18 protein-coding genes are annotated in these 16,169 nt (G+C 56.8%); 7 read left to right on the top strand and 11 right to left on the bottom strand.

Features of this window, described 5'->3' with window-relative positions; all coding sequences use genetic code 11:
- Positions 1-6: 6 nt before the first annotated feature.
- Positions 7-951, bottom strand: coding sequence for a GlxA family transcriptional regulator (locus ABD827_RS11770; protein WP_344965061.1), 945 nt, complete (start codon positions 949-951; stop codon positions 7-9).
- 116 nt (positions 952-1,067) lie between these two features.
- On the opposite strand from ABD827_RS11770, the gene ABD827_RS11775 reads away from it, so the two are divergent.
- A complete protein-coding gene (locus tag ABD827_RS11775) occupies positions 1,068-1,955 on the top strand; it encodes an MBL fold metallo-hydrolase (RefSeq protein WP_344964956.1) in 888 nt (295 codons plus the stop codon).
- A gap of 255 nt (positions 1,956-2,210) precedes the next feature.
- On the opposite strand, the gene ABD827_RS11780 is transcribed toward ABD827_RS11775, so the two are convergent.
- Positions 2,211-3,122 (bottom strand): LysR family transcriptional regulator, encoded by a 912-nt coding sequence (locus ABD827_RS11780; RefSeq protein ID WP_344964957.1) that lies wholly within the window; start codon positions 3,120-3,122, stop codon positions 2,211-2,213.
- Positions 3,123-3,390: 268 nt separating this feature from the next.
- Here ABD827_RS11780 and ABD827_RS11785 point away from each other — a divergent pair, with 268 nt between their 5' ends.
- The 3 genes from ABD827_RS11785 to ABD827_RS11795 all read left to right on the top strand — a co-directional run bounded on the left by ABD827_RS11785 (position 3,391) and on the right by ABD827_RS11795 (position 5,408).
- On the top strand, positions 3,391-4,185 hold the full coding sequence (locus ABD827_RS11785) for an SDR family NAD(P)-dependent oxidoreductase (RefSeq protein WP_344964958.1): 795 nt from the start codon (positions 3,391-3,393) through the stop codon (positions 4,183-4,185).
- Positions 4,186-4,283: 98 nt separating this feature from the next.
- Positions 4,284-4,805: a cytochrome b gene (locus tag ABD827_RS11790; protein ID WP_344964959.1), complete on the top strand. Its 522-nt coding sequence runs from the start codon at positions 4,284-4,286 to the stop codon at positions 4,803-4,805.
- Positions 4,806-4,859: 54 nt separating this feature from the next.
- On the top strand, positions 4,860-5,408 hold the full coding sequence (locus ABD827_RS11795) for an NADPH-dependent FMN reductase (protein ID WP_344964960.1): 549 nt from the start codon (positions 4,860-4,862) through the stop codon (positions 5,406-5,408).
- Between the two features lie 195 nt (positions 5,409-5,603).
- Here the strand turns inward: ABD827_RS11795 and ABD827_RS11800 are convergent, their stop codons facing one another.
- The 4 genes from ABD827_RS11800 to ABD827_RS11815 all read right to left on the bottom strand — a co-directional run bounded on the left by ABD827_RS11800 (position 5,604) and on the right by ABD827_RS11815 (position 8,605).
- On the bottom strand, positions 5,604-5,915 hold the full coding sequence (locus tag ABD827_RS11800) for a HigA family addiction module antitoxin (protein ID WP_344964961.1): 312 nt from the start codon (positions 5,913-5,915) through the stop codon (positions 5,604-5,606).
- Between the two features lie 286 nt (positions 5,916-6,201).
- Positions 6,202-7,041, bottom strand: a complete 840-nt coding sequence (locus tag ABD827_RS11805) for a DODA-type extradiol aromatic ring-opening family dioxygenase (protein WP_344964962.1) — start codon at positions 7,039-7,041, stop codon at positions 6,202-6,204.
- A 45-nt stretch (positions 7,042-7,086) separates the two neighbouring features.
- Positions 7,087-8,034, bottom strand: coding sequence for a glutathione S-transferase family protein (locus tag ABD827_RS11810; protein WP_344964963.1), 948 nt, complete (start codon positions 8,032-8,034; stop codon positions 7,087-7,089).
- Between the two features lie 94 nt (positions 8,035-8,128).
- Complete coding sequence (locus tag ABD827_RS11815) at positions 8,129-8,605, bottom strand: DoxX family protein (protein WP_344964964.1); 477 nt, start codon at positions 8,603-8,605, stop codon at positions 8,129-8,131.
- A gap of 163 nt (positions 8,606-8,768) precedes the next feature.
- On the opposite strand from ABD827_RS11815, the gene ABD827_RS11820 reads away from it, so the two are divergent.
- Complete coding sequence (locus ABD827_RS11820) at positions 8,769-9,701, top strand: LysR family transcriptional regulator (protein ID WP_344964965.1); 933 nt, start codon at positions 8,769-8,771, stop codon at positions 9,699-9,701.
- A gap of 70 nt (positions 9,702-9,771) precedes the next feature.
- On the opposite strand, the gene ABD827_RS11825 is transcribed toward ABD827_RS11820, so the two are convergent.
- The 5 genes from ABD827_RS11825 to ABD827_RS11845 form a co-directional block, all read right to left on the bottom strand.
- Positions 9,772-10,731, bottom strand: a complete 960-nt coding sequence (locus tag ABD827_RS11825) for a methyl-accepting chemotaxis protein (protein WP_344964966.1) — start codon at positions 10,729-10,731, stop codon at positions 9,772-9,774.
- Positions 10,732-10,834: 103 nt separating this feature from the next.
- Positions 10,835-11,617 (bottom strand): alpha/beta fold hydrolase, encoded by a 783-nt coding sequence (locus ABD827_RS11830; protein ID WP_344964967.1) that lies wholly within the window; start codon positions 11,615-11,617, stop codon positions 10,835-10,837.
- Between the two features lie 378 nt (positions 11,618-11,995).
- Positions 11,996-13,201 carry a 3-oxoadipyl-CoA thiolase gene (gene pcaF / locus ABD827_RS11835; RefSeq protein ID WP_344964968.1) on the bottom strand — a complete coding sequence of 402 codons (1,206 nt, stop codon included), beginning with the start codon at positions 13,199-13,201 and terminating at the stop codon, positions 11,996-11,998.
- Positions 13,198-13,992: a CoA-transferase subunit beta gene (locus ABD827_RS11840; RefSeq protein WP_344964969.1), complete on the bottom strand. Its 795-nt coding sequence runs from the start codon at positions 13,990-13,992 to the stop codon at positions 13,198-13,200. Before ABD827_RS11840 ends, pcaF begins: the two co-directional genes overlap by 4 nt.
- Entirely contained in the window at positions 13,992-14,810 is an 819-nt protein-coding gene (locus tag ABD827_RS11845; protein WP_344964970.1) for a CoA transferase subunit A, read from the bottom strand. The genes ABD827_RS11840 and ABD827_RS11845 overlap by 1 nt, the downstream gene beginning before the upstream one ends.
- Positions 14,811-15,025: 215 nt before the next feature.
- Between ABD827_RS11845 and ABD827_RS11850 the strand changes: the two genes are divergently transcribed.
- Complete coding sequence (locus ABD827_RS11850) at positions 15,026-15,871, top strand: IclR family transcriptional regulator domain-containing protein (protein ID WP_344964971.1); 846 nt, start codon at positions 15,026-15,028, stop codon at positions 15,869-15,871.
- Between the two features lie 17 nt (positions 15,872-15,888).
- Positions 15,889-16,167 carry a Rossmann-fold NAD(P)-binding domain-containing protein gene (locus ABD827_RS11855; RefSeq protein WP_344964972.1) on the top strand — a complete coding sequence of 93 codons (279 nt, stop codon included), beginning with the start codon at positions 15,889-15,891 and terminating at the stop codon, positions 16,165-16,167.
- The last annotated feature ends 2 nt before the right edge of the window (positions 16,168-16,169 follow it).

The following is a 16,169-nucleotide window of genomic DNA, read 5'->3' on the forward strand; positions in this document are numbered from 1 at the left end:
TCATCATTATTCACGGCCAAAAGTTCGACGCCATTCGCTTGGGCTGACTTGGTTTCTGCGTTTGAAATGTTTACGTAAAGAAGTAGGTGTTTGAAATCCTACTAAAGCTGAAATAGATTCCACCGACAGCGTCGTGCTTTCCAATAATTCCCGTGTACGTTGCAACCGTTCGTTGGTAAGCCATTCGCCCAACGACATACCAGTCGCCTTGCTAAAATGTCGAGTGAAAGTGCTTCGGCTCATGACTGCACGTTGTGCCAAGTCGTCAACCGAGTGGGGTTGGTTCAAGTGTATCCTCAGATAGTCTAACAGTTGGTTGATTCTTGCATCTTGGGTGGACGTCGCAACAGGTTGCTCAATAAACTGGGCCTGACCACCTTCGCGATGCGGCGGAAGCACCATCATACGCGCCACTTTATTGGCGATCTTCTGACCGTAGAACTTGCGCACAATGTAGAGGCAGCAGTCTAGGCTTGCTCCGGTACCGGCGGACGTGATCAGGCGGTCGTTATCCACATATAACGCATTCATATCCAGCTGCACGTTTGGAAAGCGCTGTGTGAAGTCTTGTTCAGCCATCCAGTGTGTCGAAGCACGTTTTCCATCAAGTAAACCCGCATAGGCCAGTGCATATGCGCCATAACAAAGTCCTACCACGTAGGCGCCACGCTGGTGTGCTTGGTGTAAGGCATCCATCAGGGCGGTTTCGGGAATTGCGTCCAGATCATGCCAGCCAGGCACTATCACGATGTCCGCCTGTGCAACCAGCTCCAAACCGCCATCTGGCTGTACTGACAGGGCTCGCTCGGCAGTTTGCATATCACCATGCGGGGTCACTATCTTCAGATCAAACAGTGCTTGCTCGGGTTGCATGGCACTGAAGATCATGAACGGCACACCAAAATGAAAGGGACTGAAGTTTGGGTAGGTTATGAGAGCGACGGTAGGCATAGACTGAGACATAATACTTTGACCCAAATGTTTCGATAGTTGAGTGTTGGGTCAATTATGGGCTAAGTGCTGATGCTTTAAAATAGCCATACATTCAAAACATAAGAAATCACATCATGCACTTAGTAAAAACTATGAGTCCTCTTTTATTATCTTTATCACTGGGAGTTTCCGCTACTTCCGCCTGGGCTGCACCGGAAACACCTTCAGGTAATTCGGTAGAGGTACAACTGATTCGCAACGCCACCGTCAAAATCGATTTTGACGGTACGACATTCCTTGTGGACCCCATGCTGGCCCCTAAAAGTGCTTGGCCGGGTTTTGAAGGTACTTACCGCAGTGAGCTGCGCAACCCCCTAGTGGGGCTGCCATTCTCGGTGAATGATGTACTGAACAATGTTGAAGCAGTGATCGTAACCCACACCCACACGGACCATTGGGACGATGCTGCGCAAAAGCAAATTCCTAAGAACCTACCGGTGTTTGTACAAAACGAAACGGACGCCAAAACTATTCGTGATCAAGGCTTTAAAGACGTGCGAGTGCTCAATGACAGCACTACGTTCAATGGTGTGACGATGAAGAAGACAGGGGGGCAACATGGTTCAGATCTTCTGTATGCAAACGCTGCTTTTGCGGAGTCTCTGGGTTCGGTCATGGGCGTGGTGTTTTCTGCTCCCGAGTTTAAAACAGTCTATTTAGCTGGCGACACAGTCTGGCGACCTGAAGTGAGTGAAGTGTTGGAACAGGATAAGCCTGATATGGTCATCCTCAACACCGGCAGCGCTCTTATGACCGGTTTTGAAGAGCATCCCATCATTATGGGCAAGCAGGACACTCGTCAAGCGTATGATGCTGCGCCTCAAGCCGCGATTGTGGCAGTGCATATGGATGCCGTTAACCACATGTCACTCAGCCGCAAGGAACTGAATGAATTTGTGAAGGAACAAAAAATCGAGGACCGAGTACTGGTTCCAGAGGATGGTGAGTCCATCAAGTTCTAATTACACCGCATAATTTACATTCATTCAGTCATTCTTACTGAATGCCCCGTAAACCCTGGGGATATAAGCCGCTGCTGCTGTAGCGGCTTTTTTTGCCCAGCGAAGCTCTGGCAAACACGGTGGATTGCAAGAAGCCCGCTTCACCACGACTGGGGGTAAAATAATCGGAGTTGCAAGGGCGCAACTATGTATGTTCGCCATAGTGTCAGCGGCCGAATTCCCAGTGGAATCGCTTAGACGTTTATAGTGTCCACTCTATGGCTGTTGGCAGGGCGATTCTGAAAATACTTCAACGAGATAGTCGATCATCGCTCTTACTTTTGCTGGCAGGCGGCGATCCGGGGGGAAGAGGACATACAGGCCTCCCAAGTCGATAGGAGGGTGGTCGAGTTCCAGAGCAACCAGTGCATTGCTAGCCAGCGCATCGGAAACGATAAAATGTGGCTGATAGATCACCCCCTGCCCCTCCAGCGCTGCGGCCAGCAGTGCATCGCCGTTGTCGGCCTTTAGGTTGCCTTTCACGCGTACCTGAATGTCACCTTCACGACCAAAAAACCAGCTGCCTTTATTCTGCCGCCGAGACAGGGTATAGCTGAGACAGTTATGTCCGGACAGTTCAGCAACACGCCGAGGAGTGCCATGCCGCGCCAGGTATTGCGGTGACGCACACACCCGCATCGGGCAATCTCCTAATCGCCTCGCTTTGAGCGTGCTATCGCCGAGATATCCAACTCGAACGAGCAGATCCCACCCTTCTTGTATTAAGTCCTGCTGCGAATCGCTGAGCCCCAACTCGACTTCAACCAGTGGATATCGGCGGCTGAAGGCCGGTAACAAGGGCGCGATAAAGCGGGTCCCGAAAGATAAAGGCACGTTCATGCGCAATCGGCCCACAGCCTCAACTCGTTGCGCGGTCACTTCGGCTTCGGCTTCATCGAGCTCTTGCAGAATGCGCTGGCAGGCTTCCAGGTATTCAGTGCCAGAGTCGGTCAGAGTCAGTTGTCGCGTCGTGCGATGCATCAGTTTGACGCCCAGTCTCGCTTCCAATGCATCCACATGTTTGGTCGCCATGGCGGGAGACATCTCCAGGACACGGCCCGCCGCAGAAAGACTGCCCTGAGCAATAGCCTGCACAAAAACCCGCATGCCAGTAAATCGATCTAACACTTATTTCATACCCACAGTAGGAAGAGTTACCTAAAGGTAGCATCTTCTCTTACTTTAAGAGTAATAATATAGTGATTCCACCTCCCTATACCGGATCGCAGAGGCAAAGAACGAGATGATGACTGCGACACAGAATTTATCCGACCAATCGGTGACACAACAGGTACTCAAGACACAGATATCGGCATTCCGTTTTGGCTGAGCCTTAACCTTAACCTTAACGTCGGCAAGATATTCACAATCCATGCAAAACGGTAGGAGCTCACTTATGCACATCGAACTTTCTGGAAAGCAGGCGCTAGTCACTGGCTCTACGGCCGGTATTGGCCTCGCGATTACCACCGGGCTGGCCAAAGCCGGTGCCCAGGTTACCCTGGTTGGTCGCGACCAAGCCAAGGTGGACACGGCTCTGAATTACATTCGCCAAGCCAGCGGCCGTGACGATGTCGGCGGCATAGTGGCCGATGCCGGAACGGCGGTAGGCTGTCAAACGATCATCGAATCCCTTCCGGAAACCGATATCCTGGTCAACAACCTGGGTATCTATGGCGGCTGTCCATTCTTCGACATTAACGACGATGCCTGGGAAGAGATCTTTCAGGTGAATGTGATGAGCGGTGTGCGCCTGGCCCGACACTACGCGAAGGGCATGCAAACACGCGGCTGGGGTCGTATCCAGTTTATTTCCAGTGAATCGGCGCTCAATATCCCGGCTGAAATGGTGCACTACGGCGTCAGTAAGGCGGCGTTGCAGGGCTTTTCTCGCGGTCTGGCCAAAGTACTGGCCGGCAGTGGCGTGACCGTTAACACCATATTACCCGGGCCTACCCGTACCGAAGGTGCTCAGGCCATGATGGCTGAAATGGGCAAGGAACGTGGCGTGACAGCGGAACAAATGGAAACCCTGTTCCTGGCAGAGAACCGCCCTTCAACATTGCTCAAGCGCTTCGCCACACCGGAGGAAGTTGCCAATCTGTGTATTTATGCGGCCTCCCCTCAGGCCAGCGCCACCACTGGCGCGGCGCTGCGGGTGGAGGGGGGTATCGTTGAGAGTATTGCATAACGCCCCATCAACCACAGGAAAAAAGCTGGCAAGGAAGGGCTTGCTGGCGAAGGGTAACAGTAAGCTGCAATCACGACGACTCAACACAGGAGCAGAACATGAAACATGACTCAAAAGAACGCTATGGCAGCGTCAGTAAAACCTTTCACTGGTTAATGGCGGCACTGATCGGTTGGCAGCTACTCAAGTTCGGGGATCGTATCGCCGAGGGCGAACACTGGGTAGGTGAAACCTTGGTACCCTGGCATGTGTCCATCGGTACCTTACTGCTGGTAATGATCGTGCTTCGCCTGGTGTGGGTGATGACCCAGCGTCATCAGCGCCCCGCCCAGGATCCTGCCACCGCCAGGCTGGTTAAAGCCGGCCATGGTCTGCTCTTTGCCGGCATGCTGCTGATGCCGCTTACCGGTATCATGGTCATGCTGGGCGGTGGATATGGCCTGACCGCATTCGGCCTTGAGATCTTTGCCAAAGGTGATGAAATTGCCTGGGCCGCAACTATCGGCAGCCTGCACTCACCGCTGGCCTGGGCCTTGACCGTGCTGATTATCGGTCACATCGGCATGGCTCTGACCCACCACTTTGTTCATCGGGACGACACGCTAAAACGCATGCTGTAAGTTCCTGCAATAAGACTAAACAAGATCAGAATTTATCTACAGGAGAATAATACGATGAAGATATTGGCCATCAGTGGCAGTTTACGTAAAGAATCCCTCAATACCCAACTACTGAAAACAGTTGCAGAGTTTGTCGATGAAGGTACATCAATCGAGTTGTTCGATATTGCTGACATCCCCCTCTACAACGGCGATCTGGATGGAGACACCAAACCGGCACCGGTGCAGGCTTTGCTGGATGCCATCGCCGAGGCTGACGGTCTTGTGATCGCTACCCCGGAATACAATTACAGCGTTCCTGGTGTACTGAAAAATGCCATTGACTGGGCTTCGCGGCCGGCGTTCAACTCGGTGATGCGTGGCAAGCCCACCGGCGTGATGAGCAGTTCGATGAGTACTCTTGGCGGAGCCCGAGCTCAGGTTCATCTGCGCGATATTCTTGCGGCGACCCTGACGCCAGTGTATCTGACTCCGGATTTTGCCCTGGCTTGTGCGCATACCGCTTTTGATGAGGAAGGCCGCTTAATTGATGAAAGTACCCGCGATTTTCTGCAGAAGTACCTGACGGGCTATACCCAATGGGTCGCCAGTCAGCGGGCCTAAGCAATATCCTATAGCTGATGTGGATTTTGGGGCTAGCTTGCCTTTATCGTCACCCTCGCGAAGGCGGGGACGGGGATCCAGTGTCTTTGCAGGCGAACCACAGTCTGACCGTTCTGCGCCACATGTCTGGATTCCCTCCTTCGCCGGGAATGACGACAGAACCACACCTGTTATACCGCATTACTTAGCCGTTGGTTATGCCCTGCCCATTTGTGGCGCGAAATTCCATGGCCGAATATTCTTCAGCTGCTCCTCAAGGGCATTTTCTGCCATCTCGGTGTCGTAAGCCGCCTGAGCCCGTAACCAATAACCATTGGGCAAACCAAAGAAACGACAGAGCCGGAGGTCAGTGTCTGCGGTTATTGAACGCTTGCCGGCGATAATCTGTCCAATGCGCTGTGCCGGTATCCCTATTTCTTTTGCAAGACGGTATTGAGAAATACCGATGGGTTCTAGATATTCTTTTTTCAGTTGTTCGCCAGGCGTTACCGCATCAATAATCTGCATGCGTGACCTCCTAGTTGTAATCAATAATTTCAACGCCTTCCACACCAGCTTTGCTCCAGCGAAAGCATGCACGGAACGGCTTGTTGACTCTAATCCGGAGCTGACTCGACGGTCACCTGACAAAAGCCCCCGATTTATTACCGAGTGATACTTTCGGAACATCGGGGTTCCTGCCTGATGGTGCAGCGTGCAAGTCGAAGCCCCACTTCATGAATGACGGGGTTTTCGCCTCATGGTGCCAGGGTCTGCTGACACCTTAGAGTCAGCATGATGACTTGTGCTCGTTTTAGCCTGCTACTTCAGTGGATAAATCAGCCAGAGACTCCGCTCCCCAATACAGCATTCCCGACTTTTTCCCCAGGACCGTTACCGAGATATGGGCATCACAGGGCTTTTCCGCCAGCCCGTAACAGACGTGCAGCGGCAGAAGGTGCTCCTCACGAGGATGACAGAATCGGGCACAGGGGGCGCGATCCCAATGCGTAAATCGCTCCGCCCGCTCCGATTCCTCCATGCCTACACGGGTACAGGTTTCTTCCAGCCAGTCTTCGAACGCCTCGTTACCGGCCTGAATCTCCGGGGTATTTGGCGCAAAGAAGGCGCGCATGTTATGGAAGGAGAAACCGGAGCCAATCACCAGCAGATTCTCGTAATCCAGAGCCTGTAACGCACGGCCGATCGCGAGGTGCGTAGTGGCATCCAGGCTGTTGACCAATGACAACTGCACACACGGAATATCTGCCTGCGGGTACATCAGTTTAAGTGGCACAAACAGGCCGTGATCAAAGCCCCGCCGCTCATCGAGCCGCGCAGCAATACCGGCCTGTTCCAACACTTCGTGGATCTGCCCCGCCAGTACAGGCTCACCGGGGCAGGGATACTTGATGTCGTAGGACTCAGGCGGAAAACCGAAGTAATCATAGATCAGAGACGGGTTGGCCCCCGAGGTGATGGTCGGTATCGCTTCCTCCCAGTGAGCACTGATAACCAGTATTGCGGAGGGCTTGCGCAGTAGGCCGGCAATCTCCGTGAGCCGAGCCACCATCTCTCGATGGCCCGGATCCCCCAGCAACGGCATAGGGCCGCCACCGTGAGAAATGAACAGAACATCCGGTTTTACATTCATGGCGGTTACTCTCTTAGCGTCGGTCAAGGATTCCAGTGACCGAGGTTATATTGCACCGGGCCCTGCCGGCACAATCCCGCTGGGGTTCAGGGCTTTGATGGAATAATACCCCGCCTTGATATGATCGATATTCACCGTGTTGGCGATACCCTCAAGCGCCAGGATCCGCTGCATGTAGGCGTGCAGGTACGACATGGCCCGCAGGGTATTACGGTTACATTTGAACAGCCCGTGATAAGCGGCATCGAAGCGCACCAGGGTCACAAACAGCCGCACATCGGTTTCCGTCAGACGGTCACCGAACAGGTAGAGGCGCCCATCGGCCAGCCGCGACTCGAGTTCATCCAGCGCGGCAAACACTTTACCGTAAGCCTCGTCATAAGCCTGCTGGCTGGACGCAAAACCGGCCTGATAAACACCGTTATTCAGATCTGTATATATATAGTCGTTCAGAGTGTTGATCTCGCCGGCAAGGTCCTCCGGGTAAAGGTCCGGGCCCGAATCCACTATTCCTGCAAAGGCGCTGTTCAGCATCCGCAGGATATCCGCAGACTCATTATTGACGATGGTCCCGGTCTGCTTGTCCCACAGCACCGGCACGGTGGCACGACCGGAAATCTCGGGATCCGCACGGGTGTACAACTCATGCATGTAGCGCGCGCCATTAAGCGTATCCTCGTCGGCACCCGGGTAGCCGCCGAACTGCCAGCCCTGATCGGTCAGCCGCGGGTTGACGACGGTGACGCCGATAATATCCTGCAACCCTTTCAGCTCGCGGACCATCAGCGCCCGCGACGCCCAGGGGCAAATATAGGCGACATAAAGATGATAACGCCCTTTCTCGGCCTTGAAGCCACCAGAGCCGGTAGGGCCAGGCGTACCATCCGGCGTGATCCAGTGCCGAAACGGCGAAACCTGGCGAATAAACCGCCCCTCATCGTCTTTAGCCTGTACCGGCTGCCAATTCTCTTGCCAAACACCGTTAACCAACATAATTCATATTCCTGTACATTACAGAAGCGCGCTCCACTTATGAGCGCGCACCAGTCCAACCGCTATTGCCGTGTCGTGATCACGTCAGGGATTATCATGCGTCGGTACGCAGCCCGTTCCCCGCACCACCGAAACGCTCCAGCAGCACCTTGTCCAGCGCGAACCGTCCTGCGCCCTGAACAGCCAAGGCGAGTGTGGCCGCGAATAATGTCAGGGCATATTCGTAGCCGTTGTTGGACATGAACAGGCCATTGTCGATATGCACGGCAAAAATGGCCACCAGCATGGTAAAGGCCGACACCAGTGCCGCCGGACGGGTCAGCAGGCCCAGCACCAGCGCCAAACCGCCAAAGAACTCGGCACCACCGGCCAGCAGGGCCATCAGGTAGCCCGGTTCCATACCGATGCTCGCCAGCCACTGTCCGGTCCCTTCCAGACCATAGCCACCGAACCAGCCGAAGAGTTTCTGAGCGCCATGGGCCGCAAGAATGAGCCCGACCGGTACCCGCAGCACCAGTGCTGCATAACCGCCGGTACTACTGAACAATGTCCGTGCAAATTGATTTTTCATGGGGGTTCCTCGAATAAAGGTCATGTTTGAGTGTTTCTGAAAGTAGCTATTCAGGTATGAGAAACACTTTACTAGCCCTATCTGTAAAGATTAATACCGTTCTTATTTCCTAATTATAAACAAATTGTTGATAATGAAGTTTTCATTCTCGTCAGGAGCTTTCATGGACCGTATCGATGCCATGCGTGCCTTTATTACCGTGGTTAGCGAAGGCAGCTTCACCCGTGCGGCAGAGCGGCTGGACATGTCGCCGCAGCTGGTCAGTAAATATGTGTCGCGACTGGAAGAGCGGCTCGGAGCACGCCTGCTTAATCGCACCACTCGCAAGGTACATTTGACCGAAGCCGGTCATCGTTATGCCCGGCGTGCCCAACAGGTACTGGATGATATCGACGACATGGACAGTCAGCTGAATGACCTGCAGCAAGGCGCTCGGGGACAGCTACGCATCAGTGCACCGGTGTCTTTCGCTACCCTGCATCTGGCTCCCCTTATCTGTCACTTTCAGCGCGCTCATCCATTGGTGAGTATCGATTTACAACTGAATGACCGGAAGGTCGATATTGTGGAAGAAGGCTTCGACATAGCGCTGCGCATCGGTCACTTGAAAAGCTCGTCGATGATTGCCAAATTAATCGCTCCGGTCAGGCTGGTCATGTGCGCCGCGCCGGCTTACCTGGCACAGCACGGCATGCCCTCCAGCCCGGATGAGCTGAAAAATCACCGATATCTGCGCTACAGCTACATGGAAGACAACGCCGGCTTCCCCGCCAATGAGTGGCTACGGCCGACCGGGCATGAACCGAGCGGTGACATGATCTGTAACAACGGGGAAGTGCTGGTCAACGCCGCCGTCGAAGGGGCCGGCATTATCGTTCAACCGACCTTTATCTGCGGTGCGGCCATTGCCGAAGGCAAACTCAAGGTGATTCTTCCGCAATACGAACCGAATGCCATGGGCCTGTATGCCGTATACGCGCACCGAAAACTGCTGGCCAGCAAGGTCAGATGCTTTATCGATTTTATGGAAGGATACTTCGGCGACCCGCCGTACTGGGATAACTTCGACCGGAAGACAAGCCCGCTCCCTGAGTAAAAAGGGCCTGCGCATGCAGGCCCTTTTTCATTTTTGTGACAAGATCCTGCCACCAGGATGTTGCCGTTAATCAGTGCTTCCACCGGTGCTGGCCGGCCATGTCCGCCAGCACCTCCGCCACCAGCGACTGCTGGTGGCCCACGCGTTGGGTGACCTGTTGCACAATTTCCATGCGGGTCTGTGCGCCCGCCTGAATGTCATCAATCGCGGCCAGCGCCTGGCCGGCCTCCTGCAAACAGGTACCACGGGACTGGTCGATGTTCTCCAGCCCGGTGCGGGCACTGGTGGCGGAATGCCCCAGGTTCTCGGCAATCTCCCGAATTTGTTCGCTGGACTGGTTCACACGGCGGGATAAATTGCGGACCTCGTCCGCCACCACCGAAAAGCCCCGGCCGTGTTCCCCCGCTCGGGCCGCCTCGATAGAGGCATTGAGGGCCAGCAGGTTGGTCTGTTTGGCGATATCCTGAATATTGCCCACGATGGCGCCGATCTCGGCGGACTGATCCTGCAACTGATTGAATACCCGATCGATCTTCTCCATATCACCGGCGAGTGAGCGGATCGCGGCCTCCGAGGCGCGGATGCTGTGGGCGGTCTCGGCCACCTTGTTACCGGATTGCTGGGCCAGCATGCCGGCCTGTGCCATTTCTTCCAGGATCAGCCCGGCGTTGGCACCCAGTTGGTCGAGCTGTGCCAGCAGGCGTTGAGGGTAGACAGAAGTGGGCACCGGATCGGCGGTTGGCACGGGCACCACCGCCGGAGGCAACACCGGCGGTGTTTCAACCACGACGGGCTTCGCAGCCACCTGGTAGACAATACGCGCCGGCAACCGCAGGGCCAGGCAAGCCGTAGCCAGAGCCAGCAGCGCACCCGACAGAGACAGCGTCAGCGCCACGCCATCCTCCCCCCCCAGCCGAATGGAGAGGGCGATGAGCAGCATCATGGTGGTACAAATGGAGGTGATCAACGCCGTTTTGGTATGAGAACCCGGGCAGGTTGCGCGAACAATACCAGCTTCATAGGAGTCCATTATGAGTTATCTCTTTCCGGTTCTGGGCTGAGGTTGCGGCAGACAGGAACCTTGCAGTGGATAACGATGGCGTCCCAGCAGGCAGGGGCGCCATCGTTGAGGGTTAGCTCACCCGTTTGAGCAGCAGTTCGGCAAACCGGGCCGGTACTTCCACCGAAGGCACATGGCCCACCTTGTCCAGGATCACCGGCTCACCGGCTTCGGCACAGCAGGCCAGGTGTTCCAGGGATTCCGGCGGGGTGGCCACATCGTCGCGGCCTCCCACCAGCAGCAGCGGCACGCCAGGCTCACCCAGCCGATCACTGAAATCGCAGGCACCGAGCATCTCGCACAACAAGGCATAACTGTTGGCGTCGCCGCGTCCCATGATGGTGCTCCAGCCCTTGAGCAGCGCCGGTTGCGCCTCACAGGCGTTGGGACCAAACCAGCGCGGCACTATGTCTGCCGCCATAATGGCCAGACCCTGTTCGCGTACCGCCGCAGCCCGGGTTTGCCAGGCCTCGGGGGTGCCGATCACCGCACCGGTATTGGTGAGGGTGGCGGACAGCAGCCTCTCGGCGTGGGCGCTCAGCAGTTGCTGGCCGATCACGCCGCCGATGGAGGTGCCGACAAAATGAAACCGCTCGGCGCCGGCCACCTCGGCCAGGGCCAGGGCTTCCGCCGCCAGAGCGGCGGGAGTGATTTCATTCCCGTTCCAGGCCGCGCTGCTGCCGTGGCCGGGCAGATCCCAGCTCAGCACCCGGTAGTGGGGCAGCAGAATGGGCAGCAATTCATCCCACACCGCCTGGCTCATGCCCAGCGGGTGGGCCAGTACCACCAGCGGCAACGCCGGATCGCCCAGCAGGCGGTAGCCGACGGCACGACCGTTAATTTCCAGAAAAGACATTCAGCCTCCAAATAGTTAGGGCCTTGGGCCTTGGGCCTTGGGCCTTGGGCCTTGGGCCCTGGATCCTAATCACAAGTTATTGTTGTTTGTCATACCGTGTACTTTCGTCGGCCATGGCGCAGAGGGCCAGCAAAGCAGGTACGCTTTGCCCTCCTTGGCTGAGCTCCGAGTTGACGGCCCGTATCTGACAGACCGCACAGCAGCATCACGAAGCAGTAGCGGGGATTGCCGTAGCCGACCGTCAAATGCCAGGGATGGCATTTGACGAGCGCCCAAGGATGGCTTGAAGCGTGTCGGCGGAGCGCAACCGCGCTGCTGCTTCGTATTGCGATTGCCTTCAACGATTTATCACTAAAAGACAGCCTTGGGCCTTAGCTCTTAAACTCGTTCAATCAGGGTCGCGATACCCTGACCCACGCCCACACACATGGTACACAGGGCCAGACGTTTGTTCTGCCGATGCAGTTCATGAGCGGCGGTCTGCAGCAAACGGGCGCCGGACATGCCCAGCGGGTGACCCAGGGCGATGGCGCCGCCGTTGGGGTTCACCCGCGGGTCGTTATCGTTCAGCCCCAGTTCGCGCATGCAGGCCAGGGCCTGGGCGGCAAAGGCTTCGTTGAACTCGAACAGGTCGATGTCATCCATCGTCAACTGGTGACGTTCCAGCAGCTTCTGCACCGCAGGCACCGGGCCTATGCCCATGATGCGCGGCTCGACCCCGGCGGTGGCCATGCCCAGAATACGGGCCATCGGCTTGAGGCCGTGGCGCTGCACCGCGTCTTCGCTGGCGATCAGCATGGCGGCGGCGCCGTCGTTCACGCCCGAGGCGTTACCGGCGGTGATGCTGCCACCGGCGCGGAACGGCGTCGGCAGCTTGGCCAGTTTCTCGGCGGTGGTGCCCGGGCGCAGGTGCTCGTCGTCGGCGAAGATCAGCGGCTCCTGCTTGCGGCGGGGAATTTCCACCGGCACGATTTCTTCGGCAAAGCGGCCATTGCGCTGGGACTCGGCAGCCTTCTCCTGGGAGCGGGCGGCAAAGGCGTCCTGATCTTCCCGGGAAATATTGAACTGCTCGGCCAGATTCTCCGCGGTTTCCGGCATGGAATCCACGCCGTACTGGGCTTTCATCTGCGCATTGACAAAGCGCCAGCCGATGGTGGTGTCTTCTATTTTCTGACCGCGGGTAAAGGCCGAGTCGGCCTTGCCCATCACATAGGGCGCGCGGGACATGGACTCCACGCCGCCGGCCAGCACCAAATCCAGCTCACCGGCCTTGATGGCTCGCACCGCCGTGCCCACCGCATCCATACCCGAGCCGCACAGGCGGTTGATGGTGGTGCCGGGTACGCTTACCGGCAGACCGGCCAGCAGGGACGACATGCGTGCCACGTTGCGGTTGTCTTCACCGGCCTGGTTGCCACAGCCCATGATCACTTCGTCGATAGCCGCCGGATCCAGCGCCGGCACCTCGGCCAGTACCGCCTTGAACACCTGGGCCGCCAGATCGTCGGGACGCACCGCCGCCAGGGTGCCGCCGAAGCGACCGATGGCGCTGCGACGGGGATGACACAGATAAACCGGCTTCATTGTGCGGCCTCCTGGGAGATGGGTTTGGCGTGATGGGCGGCGGTTCTGGCCTTGAGTTCACGCAGAATAACCAGTTCCTCGGCGCTCGGCTCGGGGGTCAGCGCCAGCTCGTCGGCAAAGCGTACCGGCCAGCCGGTGGCCTCACTCACCTGCTCGCGGGTCACGCCCGGGTGCAGAGACACCACGGTCAGCTCCTTGGTGTCGGCATCAGGGGCCATCACGCACAGATCGGTGATCACCTTGGTCGGACCCTGTCCGATGTTGGGCACATCATCACGGCCCTTGCCATCGCGGCCATAGCCCAGGGTGGTGATGAAGTCCACCGCTTCCACAAAGGCACGCGGCGAGTGCTTCAGGGTGATAAACACTTCCTTGGCGTTGCTGGCGATCTCGGGCGCACCGCCGCCACCGGGCAGGCGCACCTTGGGCGACTGGTAGTCACCGATCAGGGTGGTATTGAGGTTGGCGAATTTGTCTATTTGCGCGGTACCGAGAAAACCCACATCGATATGGCCGCCCTGCAGCCAGTAGCGAAACATCTCGGGCACCGCCACCGTGGTCAGCGCCGACTCGCACAGCTCACCGTCACCGATGGACAACGGCAATATATCGGGCCTGGTCTGCAGGGTGCCGGATTCATAAATCAGCACCACCTCGGGGGCATGGGTCAGTCGGGCCAGGTTGGCCGCCTCGCTGGGCAGGCCGATGCCGACAAAACAGGTCATGCCGTTGCTCAGCGCGCGGGCGGCGGTGACCGTCATCATTTCGGAAGAAGTGAATTCGAGTGTCATTATGATTGCCCTCCTGCGTTGTAGACATTCTCTTGCAGCCAGTTATTGAAGCTGTCGCGATCCCGTGCGATCGCATCCCATTCCTTGTAGAAGCTGTTGTTGCGCGGGTAATAGCCGTAGGCATAAGACGGCGCGGCGCCGCCTTTCACTTCGGCAATGGCGTCGATGGCCCAGCCCGGGATCACACAGGCATTCGGCTCGGCCTGCAGGTCATCGACGATTTCCTCAACGGTCACAATGCTGTGCTTGCCCGCCAGAACGGCTTCTTTCTGTACCCCGACGATGCCGGACACCAGCACATTGCCCTGCCGGTCGGCACGCTGGGCATGAATGATACTGACATCGGGTCGCACCGAGGGTACCGCCGCCAGCCGCTCATTGGTGAAGGGGCATTCGATAAAACGGATCTGCGGGTTGACCTTGGGCAGATCGCTGCCGATGTAACCGCGCAACACCGCCAGCGGCAGACCGGCGGCACCCGCTTCATAGGCACAGGCCATGGCCGCGTGACTGTGTTCGAAAATCTCGAGCGGCTGGGGATAGCCCTTCTCCACCGCATCGCGCAGCCGGTGCAGGGAGCCGACCCCCGGGTTGCCACCCCAGGAAAAAATCAGCTGCTCGGCACAGCCGGCACCAATCAACTGGTCATAGAGGATATCGGGCGTCATGCGGATCAGCGTCAACTTGCGCTTTTCCTGCCGAATGATTTCATGACCCGCCGCAAAGGGGATCAGATGGGTAAAGCCTTCCATGGCGATAGTAGCGCCATCCTGGACATAGCGAGCAACTGCGTCGTGCAAGCTCATGAATTGGGCCATGAGTGTTTGCCTCCCTGAGTGAACCTAAAAGTTCGCATTGCGAACCTTGTGTTTGCATTGCGAACATATTTGCACTCTTTTCCCGGTCTCGCAAACCAAAAAATTCGACACCCGTCAAATAAAAACTATAACCACCTGTAAAATAAGCCGTTATTTTTTTACCTGGAGGTGACATTTTAAAGGCGTGGAGAAATAACCCATGATGCATGTTCGCAATGCGAACTTTTGCTATCATGGATGGCTCCTTTATCCAGCAATACCGCGACAGGAAATACGGCATGAATCAGGACGACAAACTCAACCCGGACGATCGCGACTTCGTCACCGCGCTGGCCAGCGGACTGGAAGTGTTACAGGCGTTCGATCAAAACAGCCCTCGCATGACCCTGAGCGAAGTGGCGGCCAAAACCGGCATGAACCGGGCCAAGGCCCGCCGCTTTCTGCTGACCCTGCATGCGCTGGATTATCTGAAGAAACAGCACCGTCATTTCGAGCTGACCCCCAAGGTGCTGCAACTGGGTCATGCCTTTCTGTCGGTCAACCGCTACGGCACCATGATTCAGCCTTATCTGGAAGACATGACTCGGCAAATCAACGAGTCCACCTCGCTCGGCATCCTCGACGGCGACGAGGTGGTCTATATCGCCCGCTCCGCCGCCGAACATCGGCTGATGGCCATACAGCTGTCGGTGGGCACCCGGCTGCCCGCCGCTTACACCTCGATGGGACGGGTGCTGTTGGCTCAGCTCTCTACCGCCGAATTGGACACCTTTCTGAAACAGGTTCGGCTGCAGGCCCACACCGAGCGAAGCATTGTGGATAGCGATGCATTACGTCAGGTATTGGAAGAGGTGCGCGTACAGGGGTATGCCATCGTCGATCAGGAGCTGGACTCCGGCCTGCGTTCGGTGGCGGTACCGGTGTTCGATCGGCAAGGATTTCTGCTGGGCGCCATCAACATCAGCACCAATGCGGCCCGGGTAGACATGGAAACACTGAGGGAGCGCTTCCTGCCGCTGCTGCAGGAGAAAGCCGGCCTGATACGAATGGCGGTGCATTGAGAATAAGACAATCATTGATGAAGTTTGCCAACGCACAAAGGCGGGCCCTGGCCGAAATGTGCCAACGGATTATCGACAACCACTCCGGTCGCACCGGCGCCGACGAGATCATCATCTTCGATTCGGTCGGTTTCGCACTGGAAGGCGACTCGGTCCTGTGCCTATTGTTTGATCTGGCTGAACAAGACGATCTCGGCAGCTTTATCAAGCGGGTACCCGAACTGGACGACCCCAGAGACTTGTTCAGCCTGACCAAAGACGGCAAGGTAGCAACCAAACTCAGAAAAGTGGCTTAAGT

The sequence above is a fragment of the Oceanisphaera sediminis genome (assembly GCF_039539745.1).
Classification (GTDB): Bacteria; Pseudomonadota; Gammaproteobacteria; order Enterobacterales; family Aeromonadaceae; genus Oceanimonas; species Oceanimonas sediminis.